This window comes from Streptomyces violascens (genome assembly GCF_014649955.1).
GTDB lineage: Bacteria > Actinomycetota > Actinomycetes > Streptomycetales > Streptomycetaceae > Streptomyces > Streptomyces violascens.
Map to the genome: position 1 here is coordinate 1 of NZ_BMUA01000017.1, position 19,965 is coordinate 19,965.

Annotated in this window: 17 protein-coding genes; 10 read left to right on the forward strand and 7 right to left on the reverse strand. The window is 70.6% G+C overall.

The window, feature by feature from the left end:
* Window positions 1-122: 122 nt before the first annotated feature.
* Complete coding sequence (gene argG, locus IE206_RS27765; protein WP_189966751.1) at window positions 123-1,571, reverse strand: argininosuccinate synthase; 1,449 nt, start codon at window positions 1,569-1,571, stop codon at window positions 123-125.
* Between the two features lie 205 nt (window positions 1,572-1,776).
* Between argG and IE206_RS27770 the strand changes: the two genes are divergently transcribed.
* The 8 genes from IE206_RS27770 (at window position 1,777) to IE206_RS27805 (ending at window position 12,346) form a co-directional block, all read left to right on the forward strand.
* Entirely contained in the window at window positions 1,777-2,793 is a 1,017-nt protein-coding gene (locus IE206_RS27770) for a LacI family DNA-binding transcriptional regulator (protein WP_189966754.1), read from the forward strand.
* Window positions 2,790-4,349, forward strand: coding sequence for a sugar ABC transporter ATP-binding protein (locus IE206_RS27775; RefSeq protein ID WP_189966755.1), 1,560 nt, complete (start codon window positions 2,790-2,792; stop codon window positions 4,347-4,349). The genes IE206_RS27770 and IE206_RS27775 overlap by 4 nt, the downstream gene beginning before the upstream one ends.
* Entirely contained in the window at window positions 4,339-6,294 is a 1,956-nt protein-coding gene (locus tag IE206_RS27780; protein WP_189966757.1) for an ABC transporter permease/substrate-binding protein, read from the forward strand. Before IE206_RS27775 ends, IE206_RS27780 begins: the two co-directional genes overlap by 11 nt.
* A 61-nt stretch (window positions 6,295-6,355) precedes the next feature.
* Complete coding sequence (locus IE206_RS27785) at window positions 6,356-7,261, forward strand: ribokinase (protein ID WP_189966759.1); 906 nt, start codon at window positions 6,356-6,358, stop codon at window positions 7,259-7,261.
* A 420-nt stretch (window positions 7,262-7,681) separates the two neighbouring features.
* Window positions 7,682-8,857, forward strand: coding sequence for a low temperature requirement protein A (locus IE206_RS27790; RefSeq protein WP_189966761.1), 1,176 nt, complete (start codon window positions 7,682-7,684; stop codon window positions 8,855-8,857).
* A 138-nt stretch (window positions 8,858-8,995) separates the two neighbouring features.
* Entirely contained in the window at window positions 8,996-10,186 is a 1,191-nt protein-coding gene (locus IE206_RS27795; RefSeq protein WP_189966763.1) for an MFS transporter, read from the forward strand.
* Between the two features lie 51 nt (window positions 10,187-10,237).
* Complete coding sequence (locus IE206_RS27800) at window positions 10,238-10,612, forward strand: nuclear transport factor 2 family protein (RefSeq protein ID WP_189966765.1); 375 nt, start codon at window positions 10,238-10,240, stop codon at window positions 10,610-10,612.
* A 123-nt stretch (window positions 10,613-10,735) separates the two neighbouring features.
* Window positions 10,736-12,346, forward strand: coding sequence for an FAD-binding protein (locus tag IE206_RS27805; protein ID WP_189966767.1), 1,611 nt, complete (start codon window positions 10,736-10,738; stop codon window positions 12,344-12,346).
* Between the two features lie 70 nt (window positions 12,347-12,416).
* On the opposite strand, the gene IE206_RS27810 is transcribed toward IE206_RS27805, so the two are convergent.
* From IE206_RS27810 to IE206_RS27835, 6 genes are all read right to left on the reverse strand, one after another.
* Window positions 12,417-13,247, reverse strand: coding sequence for an SDR family NAD(P)-dependent oxidoreductase (locus IE206_RS27810; protein WP_189966769.1), 831 nt, complete (start codon window positions 13,245-13,247; stop codon window positions 12,417-12,419).
* Window positions 13,248-13,334: 87 nt separating this feature from the next.
* The gene (locus IE206_RS27815; RefSeq protein ID WP_189966771.1) at window positions 13,335-13,784 is read right to left on the reverse strand and encodes a VOC family protein; all 450 of its coding nucleotides are present in this window, start codon (window positions 13,782-13,784) and stop codon (window positions 13,335-13,337) included.
* 5 nt (window positions 13,785-13,789) lie between these two features.
* On the reverse strand, window positions 13,790-14,161 hold the full coding sequence (locus tag IE206_RS27820; protein ID WP_189966772.1) for a nuclear transport factor 2 family protein: 372 nt from the start codon (window positions 14,159-14,161) through the stop codon (window positions 13,790-13,792).
* A 28-nt stretch (window positions 14,162-14,189) separates the two neighbouring features.
* The gene (locus IE206_RS27825; protein ID WP_189966774.1) at window positions 14,190-14,990 is read right to left on the reverse strand and encodes an ester cyclase; all 801 of its coding nucleotides are present in this window, start codon (window positions 14,988-14,990) and stop codon (window positions 14,190-14,192) included.
* Complete coding sequence (locus IE206_RS27830; protein ID WP_189966776.1) at window positions 14,977-16,605, reverse strand: GMC family oxidoreductase; 1,629 nt, start codon at window positions 16,603-16,605, stop codon at window positions 14,977-14,979. The genes IE206_RS27825 and IE206_RS27830 overlap by 14 nt, the downstream gene beginning before the upstream one ends.
* A 28-nt stretch (window positions 16,606-16,633) precedes the next feature.
* Window positions 16,634-17,047 (reverse strand): nuclear transport factor 2 family protein, encoded by a 414-nt coding sequence (locus tag IE206_RS27835; protein ID WP_189966778.1) that lies wholly within the window; start codon window positions 17,045-17,047, stop codon window positions 16,634-16,636.
* Between the two features lie 353 nt (window positions 17,048-17,400).
* On the opposite strand from IE206_RS27835, the gene IE206_RS27840 reads away from it, so the two are divergent.
* The gene (locus IE206_RS27840) at window positions 17,401-18,237 is read left to right on the forward strand and encodes a type 1 glutamine amidotransferase domain-containing protein (protein ID WP_189966780.1); all 837 of its coding nucleotides are present in this window, start codon (window positions 17,401-17,403) and stop codon (window positions 18,235-18,237) included.
* A gap of 47 nt (window positions 18,238-18,284) precedes the next feature.
* Window positions 18,285-19,964, forward strand: a complete 1,680-nt coding sequence (locus IE206_RS27845) for a thiamine pyrophosphate-binding protein (RefSeq protein WP_189966782.1) — start codon at window positions 18,285-18,287, stop codon at window positions 19,962-19,964.
* Window position 19,965 lies beyond the last annotated feature (1 nt).

The window sequence follows — 19,965 nt, forward strand, 5'->3', positions numbered from 1 at the left end:
TCTGCCTCGCCCGCCGCCGAGCCGACGTCCTGTTCGCCATGCTCCGCGACGGCACCTTCTACGACCCCCAACCCGCCCCGACCCCTTGACCAAAGTCATAGGGGCACCCCCCCCGCGGAGCGCTAGTCCGTGCCGAACTCCATCGCCGCACGGTCCAGGAGCTCGTCGTCGCCCGACACCTGGCCGCGCGAGGCGATGACCTCGGCGCCGCCCTCCGGCATCGCGCCGATGAGGCCGGTCGCCGCCGCCTGGGCGGCGCCGATCAGCTCCGGGTGGGCGGTGCCGACGATGCCGAGACCGGCGTACTGCTCAAGGCGGGCACGCGAGTCGGCGATGTCGAGGTTGCGCATCGTGAGCTGGCCGATCCGGTCCACGGGACCGAACGCGGAGTCCTCGGTGCGCTCCATCGAGAGCTTGTCCGGGTGGTAACTGAAGGCGGGGCCCGTGGTGTTGAGGATCGAGTAGTCCTCGCCGCGCCGCAGCCGCAGCGTCACCTCGCCGGTGACGGCCGAGCCGACCCAGCGCTGGAGCGACTCGCGGACCATCAGCGCCTGCGGGTCCAGCCAGCGGCCCTCGTACATGAGCCGGCCGAGACGCCGGCCCTCGTTGTAGTACTGCGCGAGGGTGTCCTCGTTGTGGATCGCGTTCACGAGGCGCTCGTACGCCGCGTGCAGCAGCGCCATGCCGGGGGCCTCGTAGATGCCCCGGCTCTTGGCCTCGATGATCCGGTTCTCGATCTGGTCGGACATGCCCATGCCGTGGCGGCCGCCGATCGCGTTCGCCTCCATCACCAGGTCGACCGGGGAGGCGAACTCCTTGCCGTTGATCGTCACCGGGCGGCCCTGTGCGAAGCCGATCGTCACGTCCTCGGTGAGGATCTCGACCGACGGGTCCCAGAACCGCACGCCCATGATCGGCTCGACGGTCTCGACACCCGTGTCCAGGTGCTCGAGCGTCTTGGCCTCGTGGGTGGCGCCCCAGATGTTGGCGTCGGTGGAGTACGCCTTCTCCGTGCTGTCCCGGTACGGCAGGTCGTGGGCGAGCAGCCACTCCGACATCTCCTTGCGGCCGCCGAGCTCGGTCACGAACTCCGCGTCCAGCCAGGGCTTGTAGATCCGCAGGTGCGGGTTGGCGAGCAGGCCGTACCGGTAGAACCGCTCGATGTCGTTGCCCTTGAAGGTCGAGCCGTCGCCCCAGATCTGGACGTTGTCCTCCAGCATCGCCCGCACCAGGAGCGTGCCGGTGACGGCGCGGCCCAGCGGGGTGGTGTTGAAGTAGGCGCGGCCGCCCGAGCGGATGTGGAACGCGCCGCAGGCGAGCGCGGCCAGGCCCTCCTCGACCAGCGCCGCACGGCAGTCGACCAGGCGCGCGATCTCGGCACCGTAGGCCTTCGCACGGCCGGGCACCGACGCGATGTCGGGCTCGTCGTACTGGCCGATGTCGGCGGTGTAGGTGCACGGGACGGCGCCCTTGTCGCGCATCCACGCGACCGCGACGGAGGTGTCGAGTCCGCCGGAGAAGGCGATGCCGACGCGCTCGCCGGCGGGCAGGGAGGTGAGAACCTTGGACATGGGAAGAGTATGCATCAACGCGAATGTTTATGCAACCCATCCGGAGTGCTCGCGGGAATCCCTGTCACGATCCGGTCTCGCTACCCCCTTCGGGTCTTGCCCGACGGCCGTGTAATCGATTCCAATGCCTGCGTGTAATCGATTCCATGGTCGGCTGCGGTCCCTGGAATCAGGAGTCGAGGTTCCACGAGGAGGTGGTCCGGCGATGGCGGGCATCAAGGATGTCGCGGCCGAGGCGGGGGTGTCCGTCGCCACGGTGTCGCGGGTGCTCAACAGTCATCCGTCGGTCAGCGAGGCGGCCCGCGCCCGGGTGCTCGCGGCCGTCGAGAGGCTCGGCTACCGGCCGAACGCCGTGGCCCGCTCGCTGCGCACCGACCAGACGCGCACGCTCGGCCTGGTCATCAGCGACGTACTGAATCCGTACTTCACCGAGCTCGCCCGCTCCGTCGAGGAGGCGGCCCGGGCGCTCGGCTACAGCGTGATCATCGGCAACGCCGACGAGCGGCCCGAGCTCCAGGACCACCACGTCCGCACCCTCCTGGACCGCCGCATCGACGGGCTGCTCGTCTCGCCCACCGACGGCGGCTCCCCGCTCATGCTGGAAGCCGCGCGCGGCGGCACTCCCATGGTCTTCGTCGACCGCTGGATCCCCGGCATCGACGTGCCCGTGGTGCGCGCCGACGGCCGCGACGCCATCCGCGACCTGGTCGCCCATCTGCACCGCCTCGGCCGCCGCAGGCTCGCCATCATCGCGGGCCCGGCCGCCACCACCACCGGCAGCGAGCGCGTCGAGGCGTTCCGCGCGGCGCTCGGCGAGCACGGCATCTCGCTCCCCGACGACTACGTCGGCCAGGGCGACTTCCAGGCGGCCAGCGGGCGCAGGGCCACCGAACGGTTCCTGGCCCTGCCCGAGCCGCCCGACGCCGTCTTCGCCGCCGACAACCTGATGACGCTCGGCGCGCTCGACGCCCTGCGCGCCCGCGGGCTGCGCATCGGCGACGACATCGCCCTCGCCGCGTTCGACGACATCCCGTGGTTCGTGCACACCGACCCGCCCGTCACCGCGATCGCCCAGCCGACCGGCGAGCTCGGCCGGGCCGCCGTGCGCGCGCTCGCCGACCTCATCGAGGGCCGGACCCCGCGGTCCGTCACCCTCCCGGCCTCGCTCGTCGTACGCCGCTCCTGCGGCGAGAGCGCCCCGAACCCTAGGAGCGGGCAGTGAGTTCAGCAGAGGATCGACCGGCCGTGGACTCAGATGAGTTGCTGCGTCTCGAAGGGGTGCGGAAAGCCTTTCCCGGTGTCGTCGCCCTCGACGGGGTCGACTTCGATCTGCGGCGCGGCGAGGTGCACGTGCTGCTCGGCGAGAACGGCGCCGGCAAGAGCACCCTCATCAAAATGCTCTCCGGCGCCCACCGTCCCGACGGCGGACGCATCCTCGCCGAAGGCCGCGAGGTGCGTATCCACAGTGCGCAGGACGCCGAGCGCCTCGGCATCGCCACCATCTACCAGGAGTTCAACCTGGTGCCCGAGCTGAGCGTCGCCGAGAACATCTTCCTCGGCCGCCAGCCCCGGCGCTTCGGGATGATCGACCGCCGGACGATGGAAGCCGCCGCCGCGAAGCTCCTCGAACGGGTCGGCGTGGACGTCCCGCCCCGTACCAAAGTGCGCGAACTCGGCATCGCCCGGCTCCAGATGGTCGAGATAGCCAAGGCGCTCAGCCTGGACGCCCGCGTACTGATCATGGACGAGCCGACCGCCGTGCTCACCTCCGAAGAGGTGGACAAGCTCTTCCGGATCGTGCGCACCCTGCGCGACGACGGCGTGGGCATCGTCTTCATCACCCACCACCTCGAAGAGATCGCGGCACTCGGCGACCGGGTCACCGTGCTGCGCGACGGCCGCAGCATCGGCCAGGTGCCCGCCGCGACCCCCGAGAGCGAACTCGTACGGCTGATGGTGGGCCGCAGCATCGCGCAGCAGTACCCGCGCGAACGGCCGGACCCGGGGCGGCCGTTGCTCCAGGTGAGCGGCCTGACCCGGCACGGCGCCTTCCACGACGTCAGCTTCGAGGTGCGGGCCGGGGAGGTCGTTGGCCTCGCAGGCCTCGTCGGCGCCGGGCGCACCGAAGTGGTCCGCGCGGTCTTCGGCGCCGACCCGTACGACGCGGGCACCGTCGAGGTACGCGGAGAACGGCTCGCCCGGGGTGATGTGCACGCCGCGATGGGCGCCGGGGTCGGGCTCGTGCCCGAGGACCGCAAGGGGCAGGGCCTGGTGCTCGACGCCTCCGTACAGGAGAACCTCGGCCTGGTCACGCTGCGCTCGGCCAGCCGCGCCGGGCTCGTCGACCTCAAGGGCCAGCGCACGGCCGCCGCCCGCATCGCCGGGCAGCTCGGGGTGCGCATGGCCGGGCTCGACCAGCAGGTGCGCACCCTGTCCGGCGGCAACCAGCAGAAGGTCGTCATCGGCAAGTGGCTCCTCGCGGGCGCCTTGGTGCTGATCCTCGACGAGCCGACCCGGGGCATCGACGTGGGCGCCAAGGTCGAGATCTACCAGCTCATCAACGAACTCACGGCCTCCGGGCACGCGGTCCTGATGATCTCCAGCGATCTGCCCGAGGTGCTCGGCATGAGCGACCGGGTCCTCGTCATGAACCAGGGCCGCATCGCCGGCGAACTCCCCGCACATCGAGCGACCCAGGACGCCGTGATGGCCCTGGCCGTCGCCGCACCGAACGCACAGCAGGACCAGGAAGACATGGAGGGCTCCCGTGGCCACTGACACGCTCGACAACCGCAGCGGCGCGGGCGGGGCCGCGATCGTGCGCCGCCTGCTGCTCGACAACGGCGCGCTGAGCGCCCTGGTGGTCCTGGTCGTGGCGATGGCGCTGCTCTCCGGCGACTTCCTCACCACACAGAACCTTCTGAACGTCGGCGTGCAGGCCGCGGTCACCGCGATCCTCGCGTTCGGCGTCACCTTCGTCATCGTCTCGGCGGGCATCGACCTGTCGGTCGGCTCGGTCGCCGCGCTCTCGGCGACCGTTCTCGCCTGGTCGGCGACGTCCCAGGGCGTGCCCGTGTGGCTCGCCGTCCTGATGGCCGTCGCCACCGGCATCGCCTGCGGTCTGGTCAACGGCGTGCTCGTCTCGTACGGCAAACTTCCGCCGTTCATCGCCACGCTGGCCATGCTGTCGGTCGGCCGGGGCCTCTCCCTGGTGATCTCCCAGGGCAGCCCGATCGCCTTCCCCGACTCGGTCTCGGTCCTCGGCGACACACTCGGCGGCCGGCTGCCGGTCCCGGTCCTGGTGATGATCGCGGCCGGACTGGTCACGGCACTCGTCCTCTCCCGTACGTACATCGGCCGCTCGATGTACGCGATCGGCGGCAACGAGGAGGCCGCGCGGCTCTCCGGGCTGCGCGTGAAGCGGCAGAAGCTCGTCATCTACGCGCTGTCCGGTCTGTTCGCCGCCGTCGCGGGCATCGTCCTCGCCTCCCGGCTCGTCTCCGCGCAGCCGCAGGCGGCCCAGGGCTACGAGCTCGACGCGATCGCCGCGGTCGTCATCGGCGGGGCCAGCCTGTCGGGCGGCGTCGGCAAGGCGTCGGGGACCCTGATCGGCGCGCTGATCCTCGCGGTGCTGCGCAATGGGCTCAACCTCCTTTCCGTGTCGGCGTTCTGGCAGCAGGTCGTCATCGGCGTGGTCATCGCCCTTGCGGTGCTCCTCGACACCCTGCGCCGCAAGGCGGGCGCGACGCCCGGCGCCCCTTCCGGCACGGCCGGGTCCGGCAGGAAGGGGCCCGGCGCGGTGAAACTCGCGGTCGCCGCGGTGTGCCTGGCGGCCGTCGTGGGCGCGGGGTGCCTCCTGAACCCGGGGTCGTCCGGGGGCACCACCACGAAACTGGGGATGTCCCTGTCCACCCTCAACAATCCGTTCTTCGTGCAGATGAAGGCGGGCGCGCAGGCCGAGGCGAAGGCGGAGGGCATCGACCTCACGGTCACCGACGCGCAGAACGACGCATCCCAACAGGCCAACCAGATACAGAACTTCACCGGCTCCGGCATGAAGTCGATCATCGTCAACCCGGTGGACTCGGACGCCGTCGGACCCTCCGTACGCGGCGCCAACCAGGCGGACATCCCGGTGGTCGCCGCCGACCGCGGGGTCAACAAGGCCGAGACCGCGACCCTGGTCGCCTCCGACAACGTGGCGGGCGGCAAACTCGCCGCGCAGACCCTCGCCGAGAAGCTCGGCGGCAAGGGGAAGATCGCGATCCTCCAGGGCACCGCGGGCACCTCCGCGAGCCGGGAGCGCGGCGCGGGCTTCGCCGAAGGCCTCAAGGCGTACCCGGGCATCGAGGTCGCCGCCCGTCAGCCCGCCGACTTCGACCGCACCAAGGGCCTGGACGTCATGACCAACCTCCTTCAGTCCCATCCCGACATCACGGGGGTCTTCGCCGAGAACGACGAGATGGCGCTGGGCGCGGTGAAGGCGCTGGGCAGTAAGGCTGGCAGCTCCGTCGCGGTCGTCGGCTTTGACGGAACCCCCGACGGAATCAAGGCAGTTGAGGCGGGCACGTTGTACGCCTCGGTGGCCCAGCAGCCCGCGGAACTCGGCAGGATGGCCGTGCGGAACGCGGTCGGGGCGGCCCAGGGCAAGAAGCCGGAGAGCGCGGTGAAGGTGCCGGTCAAGGTGGTGACGAAGAAGAACGCGGCGGAATTCGTCTCGTGAACGCAGCATGATGCACGCATTGCTGCCTGACGATCAATCAGCAAGAGGGACGGCGATTTCCATGCACGACTACGGTCTGCTGGTGGTGGGGTCGGCGAACGCCGATCTGGTGATCGGGGTGGAGCGCAGGCCCGCCCCCGGTGAGACGGTGCTCGGATCGGACCTCGCCGTCCACCCCGGCGGCAAGGGCGCGAACCAGGCGGTGGCCGCCGCGCGCCTGGGGGCCCGAACGGCCCTGCTGGCCAAGGTGGGCGACGACGAGCACGGACGGCTGTTGCTGACGTCGCTGCGCACGGCCGGGGTCGACACGGTGGGCGTGCTGGTGGACAAGACGCCCACCGGAGTCGCCGTGATCACCGTTGACCCGTCGGGCGACAACAGCATCGTCGTGTCCCCCGGCGCGAACGCCCGCCTGACCCCGGACGACATCCGCGCGGCCCGGACCCTGTTCGCCCTGGCCCCGGTCGTCTCCGTGCAACTGGAGATCCCCCTGGAGACGGTGACGGAGGTGGCCCGCTCCCTGGCGCCGGGCGCCCGCCTGGTCCTGAACCCGTCACCACCCGCCCCCCTCCCTCCTGAAGTCCTGGCGGCCTGCGACCCGTTGATCGTCAACGAACACGAAGCGCGGTTCATGCTGGGGGAGTCGGCGGGGGAGGACCCGCACGACTGGGCGCAGGCGCTGCTGGCCCTCGGGCCGCGCTCGGTGGTCGTCACCCTGGGCGCGGACGGCGCCCTCGTCGCCTTCTCTCACGGATGCGTTCATGTCCCGAGCCCGAAGGTCGCCCCGGTCGACACGACGGGCGCGGGCGACGCGTTCACGGCGGCGCTGGCCTGGCGGCTGGGAGTGGGCGAGGACCTGACGGCGGCGGCTGCCTTCGCGGCACGGGTGGGGGCGGCGGCGGTGACCCGGCGGGGCGCGCAGGAGTCGTACCCGACGGTGGGGGAGCTGCCGGGTGGGGGCCATTAGGGGCAGGCCGGGCTGTGGGCCGGTGTCCCCGAATGGGTGACCTGGGGAGCGCCACTCGGGGGGTCTGGGTAGCGTCGGAGCAGCTAGAACCCGACATCCTCCACAGAAAGGACATGGTCATGGGAGGTTTGGGAGATCTGCTCGGCGGACTACTCCACGCCGTGCTCGGCCTGCTCGGCCTGTAGAAGCGTCGCCATCGTCCGTGTCGCCCCGGCGACCAGCCGGGGCAACACGCAGAGTCCGATCCCGTCGGCGCGGGCCACCTCGTAACGCCGGCCACCCCCGAGTTCGGACAGCCCCCTCCGCGACTTACCGCAATATGCTTCCGCACCGCCCCGTGCCGCGGGGTGCCCGGACAGGGCCGGAGACATTTGGCGCTGCAACCAGCATTCCCGTCGGTCGAGGGGAGTAGGTGCGGCGGTGGTTCATCTCGCTGGTCAAGTACGGTCCGCGGAGCCCGGGTTCGTCGATGTGCGGGACCGGGCCACCTGGACGGAGCTCTTCTACGATCTGGTGCTCGCCTTCGGGGTGAGTCAGATCGCGCACGTCCTCGCGCAGCGGCCAGACTGGGCCACGCTGGGCAGTTGTCTGCTGGTCCTGGTGCCGCTCTGGTGGGCCTGGGTCGATGTCGTCATGGCGATGAACGCCGTGCACGAGACCACCATGCAGCGGGTGTTCCTGCTGCTCGCCGGGCTCGCCACGTACGGCATGAGCGTCGCCGCCCCGCACGCCCTGGAGACCCGCTACGAGGCGCTGCTCTACGCCGGGTGCTATCTCGCGCTGCGGCTGCTCATCGGGGAGGCCATCCGGCGCGAGTGCGCCGTCTACACCATTCACCCCTATCGGGCCGGGCTCGCCTTCGCTCTTGTTCTGTTCGCGACCGCTGTGCTGCCCTCCGGGCTGCGCACCATCGGGTGGGCCGTCGCCGTGGTCGCGGAGATTCTCGCGCCGCTCATACTCAGCGGGCATTTACGGCAGTTGGCCTTCGGGGTCAACCATCTGCCCGAGCGGTTCGGGCTCTTCATCATCATCGCGCTCGGTGAGAACGTCGTGTCCGTGGGCGCCTGGGTGGCCGGGCGGCGGCTCGGGCTGCTCGAACTGCTCTCCGTCTCCCTCGCCTTTCTCACCGGGTGCGCCCTGTGGTGGCTCTACTTCCACCTCGTCGCCTCCGCCATCGCCCACGCCCTGCGTACTCATCCCACCCCGTCCATCGTCGTACGCGACGTGCTCAGTTATGGCCATCTGGTGCTGGTTCTGGGGTTATTGCTTGTTTCGGTCGGGGCGGATCGCATCGTGGTCGAGCCCACCCATGTGCCCCACCGGTTCGCCGCCGCGCTGCTACCCGTCGGCGCCGCGCTCTTCACCCTCACCTTCTGCTACACCCGGCGGCGCATGTTCGGCGCCGCCTCCCTCACCCGGTTCGCGGGAGGCCTCGCCCTGCTCGCGCTCGGCGGGGTCGCGCCCTGGCTTCCGGGGCTCGCCACGCTCGGCTCCGCGGCCGCTCTGCTTGTCGCCGTGAACGGCATCGAGCACTGGCTGACCAGCGGCGGCCGGTCCGTCCCGCTGATCTTCCAGAAGGCCCAACAGGCCGCGTAGGACGGCCAGTTGACGTAGTACGGCCAAGGACCTCGCAGAGTGCTCCGGGGGGTGCCCGCCGAGCGTGAAACCGAGGGCCCCCGGCCCCTAACGTTCCTGCGTACTCAAGTTTTCCGGCATGGAAAAGGAGGTGGCGTGATGCCGTCCCGCAGTTCGACACCGGCCCTGCTCGCGTTGTCGCTGGGCTATTTCAGTCTGGGGACGATCTCACTTGCAGTGGTCGGTCTCAACGGCCCCATCGGAGACGACCTGCACGTCGCGCCGGCTCGTGTGGGCTTCCTGGTCACCGTCTTCGCGCTCACATTCGCGCTGTTCGCCCCGGCCGCCCCGATTCTGCTGCGCCGCTGGAACCGCAAGCGGGTGCTCCTGCTCGGCATCGGCCTGCTGACCGTGGGCGCGGCCCTCGGCGCGCTCGCCCCCAACTACGGCTTCCTCGCCGTAACCCGGGTCGTCGGCGCGATGGGCGCGGCCGTCTTCGGACCCGGCGCCTCCGCGGCGGGCTCCCTGATCGTCCCGCCCGAGCGCAGGCAGCGCGCGCTTGCCACCGTGTTCGCCGGGATGACGGCGGCCGCGGTGCTCGGTGTGCCGCTCGCCTCGTTCCTCGGCGGCAGCCTCGGCTGGCGCCCGGCGATGCTCGGAGTGGCCGCACTGTCGGCACTCGGGTGTCTGCTCGTCGCGGTGTACGTGCCGGAGATCCCGTCCGGCGAGCCGCCCACGATCAAGGCCTACCGCGATACCCTGCGCACCCCCGCCGCGCTCTCGACCGTCTCGACGACGCTGCTGTTCATGGCGGCCCAGTTCACGGTCTACGGCATCGCGGGCGCCTATCTCAAGGACCGCTTCGACGCCTCGTCCGGGCTGATCTCGGTCACCCTGCTCGCGTTCGGCGTCATCGGAGTCCTCGGCAACGCCTCGTCGCCCAGGATCGCCGAGAAGCTCGGCGGCTCGCGCACCATCACCATCGCGGTCGCCGGCCTCGCCGCCGGATTCGTGCTGCTCCTGGTGGCCCCGCACTCCGAGCCCGGCCTCGTGCTCTTCGCGATCTGGGCCTTCTTCAGCCAGATGTACCAGGCACCCCAGCAGGCCCGCCTCGTGGACCTGCTGCCCACCCAGCCCGGACTCATCCTGGCCATGAACGCCGCCGCCCTCTACCTCGGCATGAGCCTGGGCAGCTTCATCGGCAGCGCCCTGCTGCCCGGCATGGGCGCGGGCCCCATCCCGGCCGTCGCCCTCGTCATCCTCGCCGTCGCCGCCCTCGCGCACGCCTCGTCGGCGCGCAAGGTCACGGTGGCCGAGCAGCCCGCCACCACCCCGGTCCCCAGCTCGTGAGGGCCCACCCGAACCACACCTCGTAACAGGCAGAAACAACAAGGAGACACCGTGTCCAACCACCACGTGCAGCTCGTGCGCGACTACATCGAGAACATCTGGAACGAGGGGCAGACCGACCGGGCCGACGAGTACCTGGCCGAGCGGCTGATCCAGCACAACCCGAACCTGCCCGACGGCCGCAAGCCGCTCGTCGAGTTCATCGAGGGCTTCCGCAAGCAGCTGCCCGAGGCCCGGTTCGAGATCCGCCGGGCCGTCGGTGACAACGGCCTGGTCTTCACGCACTCCCACTTCCGTCCGCAGCCGGGCCACCGCGGCATGGTCGTCGTGGACGTGTTCCGCATCGACGACGGCCGCATCGTGGAGCACTGGGACGTCCGCGAGGACGTGCCGGAGACCACGGTCAGTGGTCACGACGTCTACTGAGCCACACCCGCTCCCCCCGCTGCCGCTCCCCGAGGCCCTCGCTTCGGGGAGCGGCAGCTCCCGTTTCACCCGCCCCACCCGCTTGTTGACACCTGCCCCACCCGACTGTTGAAGGAGACCACCATGGCTGGAGTGACCCGCCGGGGATTCCTCGGCACCGCCTCCGGAGTCGGCGGCGCCGCCGTGCTCGGCATCGGCGCGGCCGGCCCCGCCCGCGCCGATGCCGGCACCGCGGACACGACGAGCACCACCGTCGCCGCCCTGACCGTGACCCCCGACGACCCCCGCTATCTGGACCTCACGGCCCGCGGCTACAACGCCAGATTCGCCGCCAGGCCCGATTCCGTACGCCTCGTGCACTCCACCGACCAAGTGGTGCAGGCCGTGCAGGAGGCGGTGAGCGGCGGCAAGAGAATCGCCGTCCGCGGCGGCGGACACTGCCTCGACGGACTCGTCGACGACCCCGACGTCCGGATACTCGTCGACATGTCCGAGATGAGCGCCATCACCTACGACTCGGCGCGCCGCGCCTTCGCCGTGGAGGCCGGCGCCATGCTCGGCCATGTCTACCGCACCCTCTACCTGGAGTGGGGCGTCACCATACCCGGCGGCACCTGCCCCACCGTCGGCGTCGGCGGCCATGTCAGCGGTGGTGGATACGGGGCCATGTGCCGCCAGTACGGTGCGGTCGTGGACCACCTGTACGCGGTGGAGGTGGTGTACGTCGACGCCCTGGGCATCGCGCGCTGTGTGGTCGCGACCCGGGACACCACCGATCCCAACCGCGAGCTGTGGTGGGCCCACACAGGGGGCGGCGGCGGGAACTTCGGGATCGTGACCCGGTACTGGTTCCGCTCCCCGAACGCCACCGGCTCCGCCCCCGCGAGCCTGCTCCCCAAGCCGCCGGCCACCCTGCTCAAGGCTACCGCGAGCTGGAAGTGGACCGACCTCACCGAGGCCGACTTCGACCGGCTGGTGCGCAACCACAACGACTGGCACCACGCGAACAACACCGTCGGCACCCCGTACGACAGCCTCAACAGCGTGTTCATCCTCAACAACTACGTCCAGGGCGCCCTCGTCCTCAGCGCCCAGATCGACGGCTCGCTCTCCAACTCGGCGGATTTGATGGGCAGTTACATCGCCGCGGTCGCCGAGGGCGTGACCGCGCCGCACACCACGGCCACCTCCAGCTGGCCATGGCTGAAGGCCACCCTCAAGGACCCGTACGACACCGGCGTGTTCAACCGGGGCAAGTTCAAGGGCGCCTATCTGCGCGAGAGCTGGTCGGACGCACAGCTCGCGGTGCTCTGGCGCAACCTCTCCGACAGGACCTACGACGGCCATGCGGGCATCCTGCTCTACACCTACGGCGGCCAGGTCAACTCCGTCGCGCCGAGCGCCACCGCCCTGGCCCAGCGCGACTCGATGCTGAAGGCCAACTTCACCACGTACTGGAGCGACCCCGGCCAGGACGCCCGGCACATCGCCTGGATGCGCAACCTGTACCGCGACATGTACGCCGACACCGGCGGGGTGCCGCTGCCCGACGGGCCCGCCGACGGCAGTTACATCAACTACCCGGACGTCGACCTCGCCGACCCGGCCTGGAACACCTCGGGCGTGCCCTGGCAGACTCTGTACTGGAAGGGCAACTACCCCCGCCTCCAGAAGGTCAAGAAGACCTGGGACCCGAGGAACGTCTTCCACCACGCCTTGTCGATCACGGCCTGACCCGCCCCGTACGACGCGAAGCGCCCCGCCCCGAGACCCGGGGCGGGGCACATTCCTTGGGGAAGGGCAGTCAGGTCAGCGCGGGCAGCGCCACCCCCGTCAGGGACTCGCTCAGTTCGCGCAGGCGGGCCCGGGCGGCCGGGTCGTAGGCCTGGGCGCCGGCCCGGGAGCGGCGGTCGCGGTCGAAGTACTCGCCGGTGACCTCCGCCAGCGCGGGGTCGGTGACCAGGCGTGCCACATTGCGCATGCCCTCCGCGACCGTGCTCTGCGGGGTGAACAGGTGCACCACCATCTTGGTCGGCATGTACGAGGCCGGGTGCAGCGCGTTGACCGTGACACCCGTGCCGGCCAGCTGCTCGGCGAGGTCCACCGTCAGGCTGATCTGGGCCAGCTTCGCCTGGCAGTACGCCTGCACCCCGTCCCAGCGGCGCTCCAGCATGACGTCGCCGAAGTCGATCGGGGCCTGCCCGGCCGAGCTGACGTTGATGATGCGGGCCGGCGCGGAGCGTACGAGCAGCGGGGCGAGGCGGCAGCTGAGCATGTAGGCCGCCAAGTAGTCGACCTGGAAGGTGAGTTCGAGGCCGTCCTGGCTTTCCTGGCGGGCCAGTTCCACGCCGATGCCGGCGTTGTTCACCAGGACGTCGAGCCGGTCGTGCCGGTCGGTGATCCGGTCGGCGAGGGCGCCGATGTCCCCCAGTGAGGAGAAGTCGGCGAGCTCGTACGAGATGTTCGTGTTGCCGGTCTTCTCGCGGAGCTCCGCGAGAAGCTCCTGGCCCTTGCGGGCGCTGCGGCCGTGCAGGATCAACGAGTGGCCCTGGGCGGCCAGTTCATGGGCGAGGGCCCGGCCGAGGCCGTCGGTCGCACCGGTGATGAGGACGGTCTGCTCGGTGACAGCGGTCATGCGGTTTCACTCCGTGGGATGTCGGGTGGTGCCCATGGGGGCACGGCCGGTCGAGTGACCGGCCGTGCCCCGAGCGATCGTGCGGATTCACGCGTACGTCCGCAGTTCCTCGGCGGACTGGTCGGTGTAGCCCTGGCTCACCTCGATGACCAGGCCGTCGGGATCGGATACCCAGACGGTCTTCCAGCCAGGGATGAACTCGTCGAAGGCGAGCGGGCCGAGGGTGACGTTCAGCTCGCCGTCCGCCGCCGCGAGGAACGCGTCGACGTCGTCGACCTGGAAGGCCAGGTGCCGGGCCGCGCCCGGGTTGTCGGGCCCGTCGTTGACGGTGTCGAAGGCGGGCTCCGCCTCGGTGGGGAAGAGCTCCAGATAGACCGGGCCGCTGCGCAGGAACACCACGCGGCTGCCGTCGGCCTCGACGACGCGGGCCCGGCTGAAGCCGAACCAGCGGCTGTAGAACTCCTCCGTGGCCTTCTGGTCACGGCAGTTGAGGCCCACATGGGCCCAGCGGACGTTCACGTCGGCGGGTGCGGACACGGGCGTCACGCTCCCGTGACGGCCGCGAACGGCACGCTGTCGTGGAAGTTGGACATGTAGTGGATCAGGCCGGACGAGATCCGGAAGTAGTTGCAGACCTCGGCCTCGACGGTGTCGCCGCCGGTGGTGACAGCGGAGATGTGCGAGACCACCGCGGCCTGCTCTCCGTCCACCACGATGTGCACCGGGGTGTTGGAGAACGACGCGTACATCTCGGGGAAGCCCTTCATCATCTCCCTGAGCGTCTCGCGTCCCTCGACATGCCCGGCAAGCTGCTCGTCCATCGTCTGGTCGACGGCGAACAGGTCGCACCAGGCGTCCCACTCACCGGAGTTGGCGAGCCGGTAGTACGTGTCGACGATCTCTCGCGTGTTCATGGGTGATCCCTCCTGGGTCGGCGCGTACTTACGGGAGCGGCACGTCGAGCTGGCGCATCAGGCCGGCGGTGTCGGCCTGCACCCAGCGCTCCACCACCTTGAAGTTCTCCAGGCGGTAGACCTCCAGACTGGTCCACGACACCTCCTTGCCGCTGGCCTCCATGCCGAAGAACGGCGCGATGTGCTTGCCGTGGAAGGTGATGTGCATGATCACCTTGTCCGGCGCGGCGGCGTACAGGGCGTCGAGGGTGACCTTGAAGTCGAGGGCGTCGTGGGCGGCTTTGATGATGCCCTTGAGCTCGTCCAGGCTCTGCACGTCCCACGCCGGGTTGTTGTCCTTGAACGTGGGGCCGAACAGCTCGTCGAGGTCGTCGTAGCGGCGCTCGTTGACGGCGTCGCTGACCTTCTGCACGACCGCGACGTTCTCCTCGTCGGGCGACAGCTGGCCGCGCAGGCCGAGCAGATCGTCCTCCGCCCAGCGCTCCACGAGGCGGTCGTCCTGGATCCGCCAGATCTCGGTGGTGGTCCACTCCACCTTGCGGCCGGTCGCGGGGAAGCCGAGCACGGTGTCCTGGTGGGCGCCGGTGAGGCGCACCCGGGTGATCAGCTTGTTGCCCGACTCGATGGTCTCCAGGAGCTCGCCCTTGATGGCGAGCGTGCGGTGGGCGCCGCGCAGGGCGTCGAGGTAGGACTCCAGCCCCGAGATGTCGAACCCGGGGTGGTGGTCCTCGAAGTCGGCGCCGATCACGCGGGCGATCTCGGCGTAGTCCTCGGTGTTGAGCGCGGTGAGGAACCGCTCGTACAGCCGGAGGTGGTCAGACGTGGGCATGGGGATTCCCCTCGGTCCAAAGTGACGGGTGAAGGAAGGACTTCTTGATGAGAGCGGCCGCCTTCTCGCCGATCATCACGCTCGGTGCGTTGGTGTTCCCGGCGACGATCGTCGGCATGACGGACGCGTCGGCGACCCGCAGGCCGTCGATGCCGTGCACCCGCAGCTCGGCGTCGGTGACCGCGTCGGGCCCGGTGCCCATGCGGCAGGTGCCGACCGGGTGCCACAGGGTGGTCGCGTGGGCGGCGACGTAGCCGCGCAGTTCGCGCGGGTCCCTCACATGCTCGCCCGGGCCCAGTTCCGCGCCGCGGAACGGGCCGAACGCGGAGGTGTGCGCGAGCTCCCTGGCCAGCAGGATGCCGTGCACCAGCACATCCGTGTCGGCGGCGGACGCGAGGTAGTTGGCGCGCACGACCGCGTTGGCCGACGGGTCGGCGCTGCGCAGCCGGAGCCGGCCGCGGCTCTGCGGAAGCAGCGAGATCGGGGCGAACGTGAAGCCGGGGCCCTCTTGGTGTGCGGGCGGTGCGTCGGGCGCCAGGAACTTGATGGGCCCGAACGTGAACTGGAGGTCGGGCGGCTCACCGGGACCCGCGTCCTTGGTGTGGGTGAAGAGCCCGGCCTCGGAGAGCAGCGCGCCCTCGGGGTGCTCCTGGAGCGACTGGTAGCAGACCGGCACGAACAGATGGTCCTGGAGGTTGCCGCCGACCCCGGGCAGATTCTGTACGCAGTCGATGCCGTGCGAGCGCAGATGCGCGGCCGGGCCGATTCCCGACAGCATGAGCAGCTTCGGGGACTCGAAGGCGCCCGCCGAGACCACGACCTCCTGCTCGGCGACGGCCCGGTGCAGCTGCCCGTCCTGCTCGTACTCGACGCCCGTGACCCGGGTGCCGTCCAGGATCAGCCGGGTGGCCCGGGCCCGCACCTCGACGGTCAGGTTGGGCCGCTTCAGCGCCGGGCGCAGATAGCCGTCCGCCGTGGAGGAGCGCGCCCCGGCGTCGTCCCGGGTCGTCTGGTACAGGAAGCCGAAACCGTCCTGCCGCTCCGCGTTGTAGTCCAACTCGCTTGACTTGTATCCGAGTTCGGCGGCTCCGGCGACGAACGCCTCGGCGAGCGGGGTCGGGTCGTCGAGGTCGCGCACCCGGACCGGGCCGCCGCTGCCGCGCAGGTCCGAGCCGCCGCCCGAGTAGTCCTCGGAGCGCCGGAAGTACGGCAGGACGTCGTCGTAGGACCAGCCGGGGTTGCCGAGCGCCGCCCAGCGGTCGTAGTCGTAGCGGCTGCCGCGCACCCACATCAGGGCGTTCACCGAGCTGCAGCCGCCGGCCACCTTGCCCCGGGCGACCGGGATCCGGCGGCCGTCCAACGCGGGTTCGGGCTCGGTGGCGTACCCCCAGTCGATCTCGGGGCTCCACTCGGAGGTGAGCAGCGCGAGCACCGCGGCCGCGTCCGAGCGGTGGATCTCGGGGCGCTCGTCCCAGCCGCCCGCCTCCAGGACGAGCACGGCCGTGTTCTCGTCCTCGCTGAGCCGGCTCGCCACGGCGCAGCCGGCCGACCCGGCGCCGACCACGATGTAGTCGAAGGTGCGAGACGCTGAATTGCCCGGGGAACGGGGCGACATGGAACCTCCTGGATCGGGGTGGTCGCGGTCAGGCCGGGTTGAGGTCGCCGACGCGGTAGCCGGAGATGAGCGGCCGGCCGGTGCCGGCCTCGCGGACCAGGCGCCAGGTCTGGCCGATGCGGAACGAGCTGACGGAGCCGTCGGAGGTCTGCTTGGCCGTCCACACGACGGTCAGCGAGATGTCGACGCCCGTGCCGTCCTCGGAGACGTCCAGGCGCTCGACCACGTGGCTCTGGTCGGTGAAGGCCTCGCCGACCACCTCGTACCACTCGCGGAAGTCGGCGTGGCTGCGCAGCGTGCGCTCGGGGAAGGCCATCTCCAGACCGTCGTCGACGATGTGGGCGAGGAGTTCCTCGACGGGCTCGTGGCTGCTGAGAATGTCGAACCAGTGCTGGACGAACGCGGCGATGCCCGTGCCGGGCGCGGTCTTCTCGGCCGTCATGGCTGACTCCCTTCAGTGCGCGGGCCCGGGGCCCGCGGCACGAATCGGCGCGGCACCCGGGGCGCGGTGCCGCCCACCGATTCCGGCACAGCCCGCGACCGCCGCGCACGGCCCGGTTCGCGGCCGGTACGCACTGCGTGAAGTCGTCGTACGGGCTGCGGCAACTCGGCTCACGGCAAGCGGTGTTGAGGCCCGGCACCCCCTGTGGCCTGGGCCTGAGCACGACATGCCGTAGTCCGACCGCCCACTTGTGGATGTCTGTGCGCCGGGGCGTCCAGGGCTGGTCCCGGCCGAGCGGGCGGACCTAGACAGGACCCCGGCACCACGTGGAACCCCCAAGGAGAGGAACTCCCGTGAGCAAGCGCATCCTCGTCGTCCTGTCCGAATACGGTTACTGGGGCGAGGAGTTGATCGGCCCCCTGGAGACGTTCGACAAGGCCGGCTATCACGTCAGCTTCGCGACCCCGACCGGCAAGCGGGCCCCGGCCCTTCCGCCGAGCATGGACCCCGACTACATCGACCCGCCGCTCGGCCGCTCCGTCACCACCCCCGAGATGGCCGCCAAGGTCAAGGCCATCGACACCTCGGACCGGCTCGACGACCCGCTGGACCTCTCGTCCTGGCTGCCCGACCGTCCCTACCGCAGCAAGCCGTACTTCCTGCGCGACTGGGAGGCGTACAACACCCGCCTGGAGCAGGTCCGCGAGCAGATCGCGGGCCGGTACGACGCCCTGCTCATCGTCGGCGGCAGCGGTCCCATCGTCGACCTCGCCAACAACTGGCGGGTGCACGACCTGATCCTCGCCTTCCACGCCCTCGACCTGCCGATCGCGGCCGAGTGCTACGGCGTCGCGGCCCTCGCCTTCGCCCGCGACCAGGAGGACCGCACCAGCATCATCCGTGGCAAGCACGTCACCGGGCACTGCATCGAGTACGACTACAAGGACGGCACCGGCTTCATGGGCACCGACTTCGTGATCGGCCCGCCGCCGTACCCGCTGGAGTACATCCTGCGCGACGCGACCGCCCCCGGCGGCGCCTACCACGGCAACTTCGGCAAGGAGACCTCGGTCATCGTCGACTACCCGTTCATCACCGGGCGGTCCACCCCCGACTCCTACCTCACCGGCCAGAAGGTCGTCGAGGTCCTGGAGCAGGGCCTGCGTCAGTGGGGGTTCCTCGCCAACTGACCTGTTGAGTACGGCAGTTCCCGTTCCGCACGAGAGGTGAGCACACCATGGTCAGCAGGCCCGCGCGGGTCGCGATGCTCGAACAGCTGCAGGCCGACGGGGTCCGGTACATGTTCGGCAACCCCGGCACGGTCGAGCAGGGATTCCTCGACGAACTGCGCCACTTCCCCTCACTCGAGTACGTCCTCGCACTGCAGGAGGCCGTCGCCGTCGGCATGGCGGACGGCTACGCGCGGGCCACCCGCCGCCCCACCGTCGTCCAGCTCCACACCGGAGTGGGCCTCGGCAACGGCATAGGAATGCTCTACCAGGCCAAACGGGGCCACGCCCCGCTCGTGGTGATCGCCGGCGAGGCCGGTCTGCGCTACGACAACATGGAAGCGCAGATGGCCGCCGATCTGGTGGCCATGGCCGAGCCGGTCACCAAGTGGGCCACCCGCGTGGTGGATCCCGAGTCCACCCTGCGCACCCTGCGCCGCGCCTTCAAGGTGGCCGCCACACCTCCGTACGGCCCGGTGCTCGTGGTGCTGCCCGCCGATGTCATGGACCGGCCCACCACCGAGGAGGCCGTGCCGGTCACCTACCTCGACACCGCGAGCAGCCCCGACCCCGAGGTCGTCGGCCGGGCGGCCTCGCTGCTCGCCGGCGCCGAACGCCCGATCGTCATAGCCGGGGACGGGGTGCACTTCTCCGGCGCCCAGCAGGAGCTCGCCCGCCTCGCCCAGACCTGGGGCGCGGAGGTGTGGGGCGCCGACTGGTCGGAGGTCAACCTGTCGGTCGAACACCCGGCGTATGCGGGGCAGTTGGGGCACATGTTCGGCGAGAACAGCCGCCGGGTCACGGCCGCGGCCGACGCCGTCCTCATCGTCGGTACGTACGCGCTGCCCGAGGTCTATCCCGCCCTCGACGGCGTCTTCGCGCCGGGCGCCCCGGTCGTGCACATCGACCTGGACGCCGATGCCATCGCCAAGAACTTCCCCGTGAACCTGGGTCTCGTCGCCGATCCGAAGCGCACCCTGGCCGCGCTCGCCGACGTGCTGGAGACCCGGATGAGCCCGGTGAACCGGCGGCGGGCCGAGGAGTGGCTGGGGCGGCGGGCCGCCGAGCGGTCCTACGAACTCGCCGCGAACCAGCAGAAGAACGAGGCGGCGCTCGACCCACTGGCGCTGCCCACCACGGCCTTCGCGCAGGAGCTGGCCCGCCAGCTCCCCGAGGACGCGATCGTCTTCGACGAGGCGCTGACCGCATCGCCCGACCTCTTCCGCCATCTGCCGCCCACCCGGCCGGGACACTGGTTCCAGACCCGCGGCGGATCCCTCGGTGTCGGCATCCCGGGCGCGATCGGAGCCCAACTAGCCCATCCGGACAAGGTGGTTGTGGGGTTCACCGGCGACGGCGGGTCGATGTACACCGTCCAGGCGCTGTGGACCGCGGCCCGGTACGACATCGGCGCCAAGTTCGTCATCTGCAACAACGGCAGCTACAAGCTCCTTGAGGACAACATCGAGCAGTACTGGCGCTCGGTCGACGTTCCCGCCCACGACCACCCCGAGATCTTCGACCTGAGCCGCCCGGCCATCGACTTCACCGCGCTGGCCAAGTCCCTGGGCGTACCGGCCGTACGCGTCGACAAGCCGGGCCAGGCAGGTGCCGCCGTCGCCGAGGCGCTCGGCACACCGGGGCCGTTTCTCATCGACCTGGTCACCGGCCGGGGGAGGGAGGAGTAGC

Excerpts from the sequence above, each read along its gene's own strand:
- argG (WP_189966751.1), bottom strand. The coding sequence starts at position 1,571 with ATGTCCAAGGTTCTCACCTCCCTGCCCGCCGGCGAGCGCGTCGGCATC.
- IE206_RS27770 (WP_189966754.1), top strand. The coding sequence starts at position 1,777 with ATGGCGGGCATCAAGGATGTCGCGGCCGAGGCGGGGGTGTCCGTCGCC.
- IE206_RS27785 (WP_189966759.1), top strand. The coding sequence starts at position 6,356 with ATGCACGACTACGGTCTGCTGGTGGTGGGGTCGGCGAACGCCGATCTG.
- IE206_RS27795 (WP_189966763.1), top strand. The coding sequence starts at position 8,996 with ATGCCGTCCCGCAGTTCGACACCGGCCCTGCTCGCGTTGTCGCTGGGC.
- IE206_RS27805 (WP_189966767.1), top strand. The coding sequence starts at position 10,736 with ATGGCTGGAGTGACCCGCCGGGGATTCCTCGGCACCGCCTCCGGAGTC.
- IE206_RS27810 (WP_189966769.1), bottom strand. The coding sequence starts at position 13,247 with ATGACCGCTGTCACCGAGCAGACCGTCCTCATCACCGGTGCGACCGAC.
- IE206_RS27820 (WP_189966772.1), bottom strand. The coding sequence starts at position 14,161 with ATGAACACGCGAGAGATCGTCGACACGTACTACCGGCTCGCCAACTCC.
- IE206_RS27825 (WP_189966774.1), bottom strand. The coding sequence starts at position 14,990 with ATGCCCACGTCTGACCACCTCCGGCTGTACGAGCGGTTCCTCACCGCG.
- IE206_RS27830 (WP_189966776.1), bottom strand. The coding sequence starts at position 16,605 with ATGTCGCCCCGTTCCCCGGGCAATTCAGCGTCTCGCACCTTCGACTAC.
- IE206_RS27835 (WP_189966778.1), bottom strand. The coding sequence starts at position 17,047 with ATGACGGCCGAGAAGACCGCGCCCGGCACGGGCATCGCCGCGTTCGTC.
- IE206_RS27845 (WP_189966782.1), top strand. The coding sequence starts at position 18,285 with ATGGTCAGCAGGCCCGCGCGGGTCGCGATGCTCGAACAGCTGCAGGCC.